Consider the following 11,692-nt stretch of genomic DNA (forward strand, 5'->3'; position numbering starts at 1 on the left):
CCAGGGTCTGCCTTGGTTCGCGGATTGCGCCGTCACAACAGGTCTCGGGCAATCTCGATCAGGGTCCAGGCATAGGCCCCCACGCTCGGAATTGCGGTCGTGGCGACGCCAAAGGCGCGTCCACCGGCGCCTTGCGGGTAGCCGCGCAAGAAGGTCAGGCGGCCGAGGCAGAAGAGCGCTACGGCGCACGCAATATAGGCGAGCGGCGCCTCGCCGGAGGTTGTGGCGAGCGCCAGATGGCCAACCACCGCAATGAAGGCTTGCTCTAGGGTGTTCTGCAGAAAGGCTGCTGGGACGGCGAGGCGGGCGCTCGGCCGGCTGTACGCGGAACCGGCGTTGTCCTCGGCGGAGGTGAACCGCACCTTCGCCACCATCCGCACGGCCAGAACGACCCACAGCGCGATCAGCAGGTCGGCTCTCAGCGCAAACGCGAGGCGCTCGGCGAGGTCCTGCGGAAAAGCGAGGAGTCGGGGGAGCGCCAGGCAGGCGAGCGCCAGGGTTGATCCGCAGACGGCGACGGCTAGGAGCGCTCCAAGTTTAACGGTGCGCTGTTCCTTCGGGAGATCAACCCTTGGCGGCGTGGGCGGCTTGGTCATTGCGGTGACCTCTTCGCGCGGGCCCAAAGCCGATAGGTGTCCCCGAAGATCTCGGGGTGGTCGAGCTCATGGCGATGCAAGGCGCGAAGATCGCGCAAGGCGCCCGAGCGGCGGTTCTGCGCCAAATATCGCGTCCGGTCGGCGGTATGGCCGAACTGGACGCCGAGGAACTCAAGACCCGCCACCTCGAACGTCGCCCCGATCTGAGGCAGGGTGAAACGCTGCTCGTTCACGTGGAACAGGAGGTCACGACAGTCCGAAAGGGTCCAGAAGTCCGACGCGGGGCTCATTACGGCCTGCAGCGCGGGTGGCGCACCATCGAGCATCAGGGAACGGCGGAGCGCCCGGATGCCATCCGCGTCGTCGCGATATCCGGCGCGCGCAATGTGGGCGCGCGCTTCGACGACCGCACGTCGACCGATTTCGCTGTAGAGGCCGACGAAGAGGAGCCCAGATGAGCTCAGCAGCCCGGCAAGATTACGCAGCCCCTGCGCCGGATCCTCCATGTGATGGAGCACGCCGAAGCTGTCGATGAGGTCAAAACGTTCCTCCAAGGCGGCTAGGTCCAGGATGTCCGCCTGCAGGTGTTCCACATCCGTGAGCCTGTACTCCCGAGCCTTGCGCATGGCGTAGCCGAGACTGGCGGCGCTGAGGTCAATCGCCAGGATGGAGGCCCCGCGATAGGTCGTCGCGACCCGCATGGTCTCCAGCCCGGTGCCGCAGCCGGCGATCAACACCCGGGGGCGGGCGAGATCGGGGATGTCGCCAGCCGGCAGGTCAGGCAGGGCGTTCTGGACAGCCCTTCGGAAGGGCAGCGGCTCGCCGAGGCTGCAGCGCGTCCAGCGCGGGTAAGGGTTCTGCTCGTACTGTTGCTGGACGGCCCGCGAGACGGCGTCTGTGGGAGGCTTGAGGACGGGCAGTCGGGCGCGCAGCTCGGCTTCCTCGTCCGGCTCACTGAGCTGCTCGCGAAGGAGGTCGGCGAGAACCGGCAGGGCGGCGCCCCGGAGCCGCGCAGCGAGCGGGGTTGCGGCGAGCGGACGATAGGCGGCGACGATCGCGATCTTGGTGAGATCGCCCGCCCGCTGTCCGAGGTCCTCGCGGTCGAGGTCCGTGATCAGGCTGGCCACGCGAGTCTGCTCGGCCGGCGCGGCGAATAGGACGTACTCGTTGAGGAACGCCTGCCGGGCGAGACCGATCGCAATGCTGAGCTCTTCCTCAAGGGGTTCGGCCGCCCCCTCCGTGAGCCTCAGGAGATCGGCGCGCAGTTGGACGAGCACGAGTTCGATGGCCACGTCGGGCACGGGGGCGGTGGCCAGCAAGGTTTGGAATAGGTGATCCTGGATCAGCTGGGAGGCTGTCGTCGCCTCGCGCTCCAATGTCTCTGCGAGCTGACCGGGCGCCCCGGCGATACTTTCGAGGAGACGATCAATCTCTGGCTGCTGCCGCAACACTGCTATGGCGGCAGTCGCCAGATTGCGGGGGTTGACGTCCGGCCGGTCGAACAGCTGCAGCAAGATCTCTCTGAATGCCGGCGTCGGGGGCGCTAACCGAGTGTGGCGGAGTGCGCCAGCAAGGCGCCGCCAGGCCTCGGCGTCGCCGGGCGCGGCCTCCACGGCCTGGGCGAGCAACGCCAGCCCTTCCATGCCGTGACCGAGTTGCAGGCGCGCGAGGCCGAGGTTCGCCAGCAAAATCGCACGCAGGGGGTGCCCCGCCGGCGTCGCCTTTCTACCCCTATCGAAGCCTTCCGCAGCTCCCGCGGCGTCGCCGCTCTGCAGGCACAAGAGACCTAGCCCATTGAGGGCGGTCGGCAGTGCGGGCGCTCGTTTCAGTGCAGAGCGGTAGCAACGCTCCGCGTCGGACCGTCGTCCGATCAGACGATAAGCGTCGCCGGCCGCAGCAAACGCCTCTGCGAAGTCTGGCTTGAGAGCTGCGGCCCGTTGGAAGAACGTCGCCGCGATCTCGTAAGCCTGGAGCCGTCGATGGGCTTCACCGAGATTGAACTGAATGAACGGGTTCTTCGGCTGCCCACTGGCCGCCTTTTCAAACCATGCGATCGCGTCGTCTGACCGCCCGCTGTTCAAGGCGATCGTGCCCAGGACGTTTAGCGCTGAGGGATCCGAGGGCCTTGCCGCGAGAACCTTTCGGGCGTGCTTCTCTGCCTCAGGCCATCGGCCTGCGTTCACGTGCGCCACCGCCTGCTGCAGGTCGGCCATCGCCTGAGGTGGCCCCGCAGGCGTGAGGCGCGGCGGCGGAGGCGGAAACCGTCTCATGCGGTGATCAAGCCGCGCTCAGCGACCGCGCCTCCCTCAAATCGGCCCTGGCATCGCGAATGATCGACCACGCAGATTGGAGGAAGAGCCCCGAGATGATCACGGCCACGACGAGATCAGGCCAAGCGGTCTTGGTCCAGAACACCAGGCCTGCGGCGATCACCACGGCGAGGTTCCCCAGGGCGTCGTTACGAGAGAAGAGCCAGACGGCGCGGACATTGGCGTCGCCGGCACGGTGGGGGATCAGGATGAGCGCCGCCGCAACGTTCGCCACCAGCGCGATCGCCCCGAATACGCCCATGAGCTCGGCCTCGGGCTGATTCAGCACCAGCACGCGATAGGCCGTGTTCAGAAGCACCCCGACGCCGAGCGCCGCCAGGAACAAGCCTTGGATGAGCGCCGAGCGCGCGCGCCAGACGAGGGACCAGCCGATCGCCAGCAGGCCCAGGAACGTGATGAGCCCGTCGCCCATGAAGTCGAGGGCGTCCGCCTTCAGCGCCTGCGAGCCGGCGACGAAGCCGGCGACGATCTCCACCAGGCCGTAGCCGGCATTGATCAGCACCACGATCCAGAGCGCCCGCCGGTAGGCGGGCGTGATATGGCTGAGGTTCTTCGGGAGCTCATCGTCATCCGCCGTCGCCGAAGGCTCATCGCGGTCGAGATAATAGCCAAGGTCGGTGACCGTGGCCTCTACGGTCGGCACAAGCTTCGCGGCATCGTCGACCTTCAACGTCATCATCGAAGACGCGATGGAGACACGCGCTTCCTGGACACCAGGCAGCTTGGCCACCGCCGACTGGATCTTTTCCGCGCAGCTGGAGCAATCCATGCCGGTCACACGGTACCGGAGTGACTCTGCGGCGGCTGTCGTGTTCGACATGTGTTTTCTCCCGATGTGGCCACTCTAATTGCTCTAGCGGCTTGAGGATCAAGCCGTTGCGGCGGCTCTCCGGAGCCTCGCCAAGCCGGCTCTTGATCCTCTAGCGACTTGAGCATGTATCGTGCTGTTAAGACGTATTCGCAGTCGCACTCAGGACGCTTCGATGCCGGCGCTCGCACGCCTCTTCCTTGCGGTCGCCCTTCTCGTGGCCGCCCAACTTCCCGCCACCGCCGTTGCCCAGGACGCGCCGCCCTCCGCCGCCGTCGCCTGGCGCCTGCTGGACTATATTGCGGTGGATTACCCCGGCGCTGTCACCGACGGCCGGATCGTAAGCGAGGCCGAGTATGCGGAGATGCGGGAATTCTCCGCGTCGGTGCGCAGCCGCATCGCCGCCCTGCCGGCGAGTTCCGCCAAACCGCAGCTCCTTGCAGAGGCGAACGCACTCGTCGGATCCGTGGATCATCGTGCCGAGCCTGCCGACGTGGCGCGCCGGGCCCGAACCCTCGCGGCCGATTTGCTAAAAGCGTACCCCGTGCCGCTCGCGCCGCAGCAGGCCCCAAACCTGATCCGGGGTGCGGCCCTTTACGCCGAGCAGTGCGCGTCCTGCCACGGCGCCGTCGGCAGGGGGGACGGCCCCAACGCCAAAGGGCTGGACCCGCCGCCGATCGCCTTCACCGACGTGGCGCGCGCCAACGAGCGGAGCCTCTTCGGTCTGTATCAGGTGATTGGCCAGGGGCTCGACGGCACGGCCATGCCCAGCTTCGCCCACCTGTCGTCCGACGATCGCTGGGCGCTGGCGTACTATGTTGGGACCTTCGCCTATTCCCGAGAGGCCGAGCGCGCCGGCGAGCAGGCGTGGCGCGCGGGGTCGCAGCTGCACGCCGTCGTCCCCGACCTACAGGTCCTGACCCAAACGACCCCCGCAGCTCTGGCGGCCCGCCTAGGCGAGCCGCAGGCCACCCTAATCATGGCTTATCTGCGCCGCCATCCGGAGGCTGTAGCGTCGAGGTCGGATGGCGGGCTGGACGTCGCCCGCCGCAAACTCGCGGAAAGCCTGAACGCCTACGAGGCGGGCGATCGCAAGCGGGCTGAGGAGCTCGCGCTGTCGGCGTATCTTGACGGGTTCGAGCCTGTCGAACCTCTGCTGCGCGCGCGAGACGGCGCCCTGATGGCGAAGGTCGAGGCGTCCATGGGCGAGCTCCGGGCCAGCCTTGCCCGCGGCGCGCCGTCGGCCGAAGTGGCCGCGCAGGTCCGAGGGCTGGATGGGTTGTTCGATGAAGCTGCGCGGGCGCTCGCGCCGGAGCAGGCCAGCGCCGCCTCAAGCTTCCTCGGCGCCTTCACCATTCTGCTGCGGGAGGGAGTCGAGGCGCTTCTGATTGTGATCGCGATGATCGCCTTCCTACGGAAGGCCGAACGCCACGACGTACTGCCCTACGTCCACGGCGGCTGGATCGCCGCCCTTCTGGCGGGGGGGCTGACCTGGGCGGCGGCGACCTACCTCATCTCCATCAGCGGAGCGAGCCGCGAACTGACCGAAGGGTTCGGGTCCTTGGTCTCCGCAGTCGTGCTGATCTCGGTGGGGGTGTGGATGCATGGGAAGGCCCAGGCGGGCGCGTGGCAGGCGTATATTCGCGACAAGCTGTCGGCGGCGCTGTCAAAGCGGTCGGCCTGGTTCCTGTTCCTGTTGGCCTTCGTCGTCGTCTACCGGGAAGTGTTCGAGACCATCCTGTTCTACGCCGCCCTCTGGAGTCAGGGGGGGCAGCTCGCGATGGTGTCCGGCGCCGGCTTGGCGGTCATCTGCCTGGCGGTGATCGCCTGGGCGCTGCTGAGCTACAGCAAGCGCCTGCCCATCGCGCAGTTCTTCTCCTACAGCTCGATCCTCATCGCCGTATTGGCCGTGGTGCTCGCCGGGAAAGGCGTGGCGGGTCTGCAGGAAGCGGGGATGCTCGATGTCCGGCCCCTGGCGGCGCTGCCCCGAATTGAGGTGCTCGGCGTGTTCCCGACCTGGGAAGGGCTCCTAGCTCAGCTGCTCACGCTGACCGTCGTGGTGGTCGGGTTCTGGGCAGCGGGCCGGCGCGCCCAGGCCGAGGCGCGGGTCTAGGGCACATTCGCCTGGAGTTCATCGAGCCAGATACGGGCGGAGCCGTCCGACGGGGCGCGCCAGTCGCCGCGCGGGGAGAGGTTGCCGCCCGAGATCACCTTGGGGCCGTTCGGCATCGCTGAGCGCTTAAACTGGCTGATCTCGAAGAAGCGGAACAGGAACACGCCTAGCCAGTGCTTTATGGCCGCCAAGTCGTAAGCGTTGCGCGCCTCGGCGGGGAAATGCGCCGGCCAATGCCCAGCATCGCGGTCCTTCCAGGCGTGCCAAGCGAGGAAGGCGACTTTCGACGGCCGCAGGCCGTAGCGGGTAATGTAGTAGAGGTTGAAGTCCTGCAGCTCGTAGGGCCCGACCTTGGCCTGGGTGCTCTGGATCGCCCCCGAGGCGTCGGCCGGCACCAACTCCGGCGAGATCTCCGTGCTCAGCACCGAAAGCAGCGTCTGGGAGGCGTCGGCGTCGAACTGGCCTGTGGTCGCGACCCAGCGGATCAGGTGCTGGATCAGCGTCTTCGCCACCGAGCCATTGACGTTGTAGTGGCTCATCTGGTCACCCACGCCGTAGGTGCACCAGCCGAGCGCCAGCTCCGACAGGTCGCCCGTCCCGAGCACGAAGCCGCCGCGCTGGTTGGCGAGCCGGAACAGGTAATCCGTCCGCAGCCCAGCCTGAACGTTTTCAAAGGTCACGTCGTACACCGGTTCACCCACGGCGAAGGGGTGACCGAGGTCGGTGAGAAGCTGGCGTGCGGCCGGCTTGATGTCGATCTCTTCCCCGGTGACGCCGAGCGCCCGCATCAGTCGCCAAGCGTTCGACTTCGTGCCCTCGCTGGTTGCGAAGCCCGGCATGGTGAAGCCGAGGATGTCCGAGCGGGGCTTGCCGAGCGCGTCGAAGGCCTTGGCCGCGACAATGAGAGCGTGGGTGGAGTCCAGGCCGCCGGACACGCCGACCACAATGTGCCTGGACTTGGTGGCGTCGAGGCGTTTGGCGAGTCCCTGGACCTGGATGTTGAAGGCCTCGTAGCAATCCTTGTCGAGGCGCGCGAGGTCGTCCGGTACAAACGGGAACCGGTCAATCGCGCGTAGCAGACCGACGTCCTGGAAACTAGGCTTGTGGTGGAATTCCACCCGGCGGAAGCAGGTCTCAGGACGCCCTGACGCCACGGCGGCGTTGTTGAAGGTAGGTGTGCGCATGCGCTCAAGGCGCAGGCGTTCCACGTCGACGTCGGCCACGGCCATCTGCGCCTTGGCGGGGAAGCGATCCGTCTGGGCGAGCAGCACGCCAAGCTCGTGGATGGTCGCCTGACCGTCCCAGGCGAGGTCCGTTGTGCTCTCGCCCGGTCCGGCCGCCGAATAGAGATAGGCCGCCTGGCAGCGCAGCGACTGGGACGCACAAAGCAATGCTCGGTCGTCGGCTTTGCCGACCACGATGTTGGAGGCGGACAGATTGCAGAGGATCAGCGCGCCCGCGAGCGCGGCCTGGGTGGACGGCGGCGTCGCGGCCCAGAAGTCCTCACACATCTCCATGTGGAAGACGAAGTCCGGCAGATCGGCCGCCGTGAAGAGAAGGTCCGTCCCGAATGGAACGGATTGGCCGGCGATCTGCGTGTGCAGCCCGACAACGCCTGCGCCGGGAGCAAACCAACGGTTTTCGTAATACTCCCTATAGTTCGGCAGGAAGCTCTTCGGCACGACGCCCAAAATCCGCCCGCGAGAAATTGCGATCGCGCAGTTGTAGAGCCGGCCATTGTGGGCGACGGGGGCGCCGACGATCAGCACCGGGGACAGCGCGGTGCTCGCCTCGACCAAACGTGCGAGCTCGAGCTCCACGCGGCGCACCAGGGTGTCCTGCAGCAACAGATCGTCGATGGCGTAGGCCGACAGTCCCAGCTCCGGGAAGAGCATGAGGTCGACGGCGCGGGCATGGCCATCTTTCGCAAGGGCTAAGGTTTCGTCGGCGTTGAAGCCGGGGTCGCCGACCGCTACGCGCGGCGTGCAGACGGCCACACGCACCAAGCCTTGCGTGTGAATGGCATAGAAGTTCGAGGTCACGGGTGCTCACCTCCGCTGTCACCCGGAGCAAAGCCGCGAGGGGCGGGAGCGGTTGCGGCGTGGGCTGCCCAGAGGGACGTCGCCTCAGATCCTTGGCTTGAACGGAGCGGCTGTTGGGAGGCCGGCTGGCGCAGCCGCCTTGTTCAAGCCCGGGCTTGCAAGGTCGCCTAGCTTTCGCCCGCAAGCGAGGGAGCTTTCATGCTTTGGGTTTTGAGGGTGGCCTATGCCCCGGGGTTCATGTTCGGGTTCATCGGCGCGGGGCTGGGGCTCGTCGCGAGCGGTCGGTCCTTGGCCTGGCTTGCTCCGCTGCTCGGCGCCGCTATCGCGGTTTCGTTCCTCGTGGAGCGGGTCATTCCCTACGAACCGATCTGGAACAGACCGCGCGGGGATAGCCGCCGCGATGTCCTGCACGCGCTGGTCAACGAAGCCAGCGTCTACGCCGGCGCAGCACTGATCCCTGTGCTGACCCTGCTGTCGCCGGCCGCGGGCCTCTGGCCGGCCGCCTGGCCGATCTGGGCTCAGCTGGTGCTTGCGATCCTCGTGGCGGACCTCGGGATCACCCTTTGCCATTACTTCAGCCACAAGTTCCAATGGCTCTGGCGCTTCCACGCCGTCCATCACTCAGTGAAGCGGATGTACGGCTTCAACGGCCTCATGAAGCATCCTGTGCACCAAGCCGTGGAGACGCTCGCCGGGACTGCGCCCCTGATCCTGATGGGCATGCCGCTCCAGATCGGCGTCCTTCTCGGTTTCGCGGTCGCGATCCAGCTCCTGCTGCAGCATGCCAATGTCGACATGCGGCTCGGACCGCTGCGCTACGTGATGGCCTGGGCGCCCGTGCATCGCTTCCATCACCAGAAGTGGCCCGGCGTCGGCGACGTGAACTTTGGACTGTTCACCTGTCTCTGGGATTATCTTTTGCGCACGGCGTACTACGATCGCAGCAAGCGCCTCAGCTCCGACGACATCGGCATCGGCGATCAGCCGAACTATCCGACGGACTATGTCGCCCAGCTGGCGGCCCCGTTTCGGAAAATCAGCTGAGACCAGGCGCTCGCCGGCCTAGGCGCTGGGCGTCGCGAGGTGGAGTTGGCTGGCGGTTACCCCGAACGTGGCCTTGAGGGTGCGGGCGAGGTGCGCGGCGTCGGCGAAACCCGCAGCATGCGCGGCGACCGTGGCGTCACGGCCAGCCAGGAGATGCTCGGCGGCCAGGCGAAGCCGCCGCCAGAGCAGGAAGCGCCGATAGGGCAAACCGACCTCCTCTGCGAAGAGGTGGCGGAAGCGCTCAGGAGACAAGCCCGCGACGGCGGCCGCCCGCTTGAGGGGCGTAGGCCCCTCCGATAGATCCTCCTCGAGCACAAGCATCGCCGCCTGGAGGCGCGGATCCAGGGGCCGGGGCGCAGGCGTGGGCGACGACAGCCACCTCGCCCAAAACTCTTCCCCCGGCGCGCCCCTCAACACGGCAAGAGACCGCGTTTGCCGGATTTGCCGCAGCTTGGCTTCCAGCTCCGCCGCCGCGTAGCGCGAGGGCTCCAGGAAGATGAGCTCGGCCGAAGGCGACGCCACGAGGCGATGGGGCGCCAAGGGATCGATCAGGACGCAGTCAGCGGAGACGCTGCGTCCCTCGGCATCGTGGACCGTGAGCGGCTCGCCGCTCAGGACGGCCTGTGCGGCGAAATGACGGTGGGCGGCGGCGTCGCCCACCGCGCCGCGCCAGACTGCCCATGTCGCCCCCAGCTCCAGTGCACCGGCCCAGCCCGGCTTATCCTTGCCCCCGGCAGGCCGACTCATAAGCGATTCCACAGTCCGATCCATGGAGCGGTCAGAGCGCCGTCGGGCGCCATCAGTTCAGGCCAACGCCGCGCATGATGAAACGGCTGCGCGGCAAGGCCGGCAATCGCCCGAAGTCGAGCCCGAGGTCCTGCTGGGGGACCTCGTAGCGAATCCTTCGGGTCAGCACCTCGAAGGCGCGCTCCATGATCTCAACTACGATCCACTCGCCCGGGCAGCGGTGGCCGGCCAGATGGTCACCGCCTCCCTGCGGCACGAAATCGAACGGACCGGGCGGATGGGCGGCGAACCGTCCGGGTCGAAAGGCGTCCGGATCGGCCCAGGCGGACGGATCGTGGTTGGTGCCGTACAGGTCCAGGATCACCTGCCGGTCCGCCGGGAAGCTGAGGCCGCGCCAGGTGAAGGGCTGCCGCACGCGCGCGATGAGCGACGGGAAGAACGGGTAGAAGCGGCGCACCTCCTGGATGAAGGCGTTGCGTTGCACCGGTCCCTCACGCGCTACCTGCGCCGCTTCCGGATGGGTGTGCAGGGCGTGGGCGAGCAAGACCACGTAGACAGCGGTCGCGACGGTGGGACGCAGCACGTTGGCGAGCTCGACGGCGGCGATGTTCGCCGCGAGCAGCTCGCCGTTGAGCTCCCGCGCATGCGCGATCCGGAAGGCGGCGGTGTCCTCATCCGGCGTCTGCCCGCCGTCCCGGATCGCCTCGACGACGCGCGAGAGCCAATGATCGACCTTGCGGCGCGCGTAGCGGGACCAGAGGTGTCGAGGGCCGCGCGCGCCGGCCGCATCGAACAGGGCTCGGAGTTCTCGCGCGCGGCCCTGGACCTCGGCCGCTTCGATCGGCACGCCTGCCCACGCGCACACCGCACGCGTGAGCATCGGATGCAGTTCATCGTAGAAGGTGATCTCGCGGCCGTCCGAGGCCCAGCCCGCCGCGGCACGCATTAGTTCCGCTTCGAAAAGCTCTCCAAGCACCCTGATGCGCTCAGGCGCCATCAGGTCCATGAACAGCTGCTTGCGGCGGCGATGTGCGTCACCGTCGAGCCCCTGAACGCCCCCATCGCCGAGCAGGGTCTTGCGGATTGGCGACGGCATGGCGCCTTCTCGCTTGAACCGGTCCACGTCGTAGAAGAGTGCCGCGGCTTCCGGTCCTTTCAGGCAGATCGTGTCCTTGAAGAGGACATGCGTTTCGAAGCCGTCTGCGCCGATCCGATCGCACTGTTTGGAGATGAAGCGATAGGGGTCAGTCACTAGGGCTAGAGTGGCGTCATGCGGCGGCTGGTGGCGGGCGGTCATGGATGCCCTTTCGCTGGCGGACTGGATGGGGCGGTGGCGGAGGCCTGCCGGCCAAGCGAGGTGAGCAGCAGCCATGCGACACCGACGGTGATCGCGGTGTCTGCGAGATTGAAGGTCGGCCAATGGAAATCGCCGATGTGGGCGTCGATGAAGTCGGTCACTGCGCCGAGGCGGACCCGGTCGACGATGTTCCCTAGGGCGCCACCGACAATCAGCGCGAGCGGCGCCGCCACGGCGAGACGGCGCTCGCGCCACATCCATGCCATGAGCCACAGCGCGACTGCCGCCGTGCCGGCGACCAGCAGCCAGCGCCCAAGTTCGCCTGAGCCGGCGAAGAGTCCGAACGTGACGCCGGTATTGGACCCGAGCTGCAGGTTCAGAGACGGCCCCAGGGTCGCGGGCTCCGTGAGGTGGGCGCGCGCTATGAGCTTGGTGGCCTGATCGGCCGCGAGCACGCCGAGGCTAAGGGTGAGTCCAAGCGTCCTGTGCATCGAGGCTCCTTTTGCTGCTCAGCCTGCCACCTCTAGCTGCTAGAGGATCAAGCCCGATCTGGCGCCGCTCGAGCGCGCGAGCGGATCGGCCTGCGCCGGCGGCCCGCTGACAGAGCTTCAGGGAAGCGCGCTCGGTCCAGCGCCGCCGCAAAGGGACTGCGCAGCCCAACGTCGCGACGTGCGAGCCACTGCAATCGCTGGCAGGACTGTAGCAGTGCTTGCTG

General features: G+C 67.4%; 9 protein-coding genes. 2 read left to right on the top strand and 7 right to left on the bottom strand.

The features are described 5' to 3' along the window. Positions 1-32: 32 nt before the first annotated feature. The 3 genes from ACE3Q8_RS11305 to ACE3Q8_RS11315 all read right to left on the bottom strand — a co-directional run bounded on the left by ACE3Q8_RS11305 (position 33) and on the right by ACE3Q8_RS11315 (position 3,746). Positions 33-596 carry an MAPEG family protein gene (locus ACE3Q8_RS11305; RefSeq protein ID WP_374470381.1) on the bottom strand — a complete coding sequence of 188 codons (564 nt, stop codon included), beginning with the start codon at positions 594-596 and terminating at the stop codon, positions 33-35. Then, positions 593-2,809 (bottom strand): tetratricopeptide repeat protein, encoded by a 2,217-nt coding sequence (locus tag ACE3Q8_RS11310; RefSeq protein ID WP_374470382.1) that lies wholly within the window; start codon positions 2,807-2,809, stop codon positions 593-595. Before ACE3Q8_RS11310 ends, ACE3Q8_RS11305 begins: the two co-directional genes overlap by 4 nt. A gap of 64 nt (positions 2,810-2,873) precedes the next feature. Beyond that, on the bottom strand, positions 2,874-3,746 hold the full coding sequence (locus tag ACE3Q8_RS11315) for a cation transporter (RefSeq protein ID WP_374470383.1): 873 nt from the start codon (positions 3,744-3,746) through the stop codon (positions 2,874-2,876). 163 nt (positions 3,747-3,909) lie between these two features. Between ACE3Q8_RS11315 and ACE3Q8_RS11320 the strand changes: the two genes are divergently transcribed. Continuing rightward, entirely contained in the window at positions 3,910-5,847 is a 1,938-nt protein-coding gene (locus ACE3Q8_RS11320) for an FTR1 family protein (RefSeq protein WP_374470384.1), read from the top strand. On the opposite strand, the gene ACE3Q8_RS11325 is transcribed toward ACE3Q8_RS11320, so the two are convergent. After that, positions 5,844-7,889, bottom strand: coding sequence for an NAD(+) synthase (locus tag ACE3Q8_RS11325; RefSeq protein ID WP_293410971.1), 2,046 nt, complete (start codon positions 7,887-7,889; stop codon positions 5,844-5,846). The genes ACE3Q8_RS11320 and ACE3Q8_RS11325 overlap by 4 nt on opposite strands. Before the next feature lie 198 nt (positions 7,890-8,087). On the opposite strand from ACE3Q8_RS11325, the gene ACE3Q8_RS11330 reads away from it, so the two are divergent. Next, positions 8,088-8,933 carry a sterol desaturase family protein gene (locus ACE3Q8_RS11330; RefSeq protein ID WP_374470385.1) on the top strand — a complete coding sequence of 282 codons (846 nt, stop codon included), beginning with the start codon at positions 8,088-8,090 and terminating at the stop codon, positions 8,931-8,933. An 18-nt stretch (positions 8,934-8,951) separates the two neighbouring features. On the opposite strand, the gene ACE3Q8_RS11335 is transcribed toward ACE3Q8_RS11330, so the two are convergent. The 3 genes from ACE3Q8_RS11335 to lspA all read right to left on the bottom strand — a co-directional run bounded on the left by ACE3Q8_RS11335 (position 8,952) and on the right by lspA (position 11,468). After that, on the bottom strand, positions 8,952-9,593 hold the full coding sequence (locus tag ACE3Q8_RS11335) for a helix-turn-helix domain-containing protein (RefSeq protein ID WP_374470386.1): 642 nt from the start codon (positions 9,591-9,593) through the stop codon (positions 8,952-8,954). 139 nt (positions 9,594-9,732) lie between these two features. Then, complete coding sequence (locus tag ACE3Q8_RS11340; RefSeq protein WP_293410978.1) at positions 9,733-10,977, bottom strand: cytochrome P450; 1,245 nt, start codon at positions 10,975-10,977, stop codon at positions 9,733-9,735. Continuing rightward, a complete protein-coding gene (lspA, locus tag ACE3Q8_RS11345) occupies positions 10,974-11,468 on the bottom strand; it encodes a signal peptidase II (protein WP_374470387.1) in 495 nt (164 codons plus the stop codon). The genes ACE3Q8_RS11340 and lspA overlap by 4 nt, the downstream gene beginning before the upstream one ends. Between the last annotated feature and the right edge of the window lie 224 nt (positions 11,469-11,692).

The organism is Phenylobacterium sp., assembly GCF_041913825.1.
Taxonomy (GTDB): Bacteria; Pseudomonadota; Alphaproteobacteria; order Caulobacterales; family Caulobacteraceae; genus Phenylobacterium.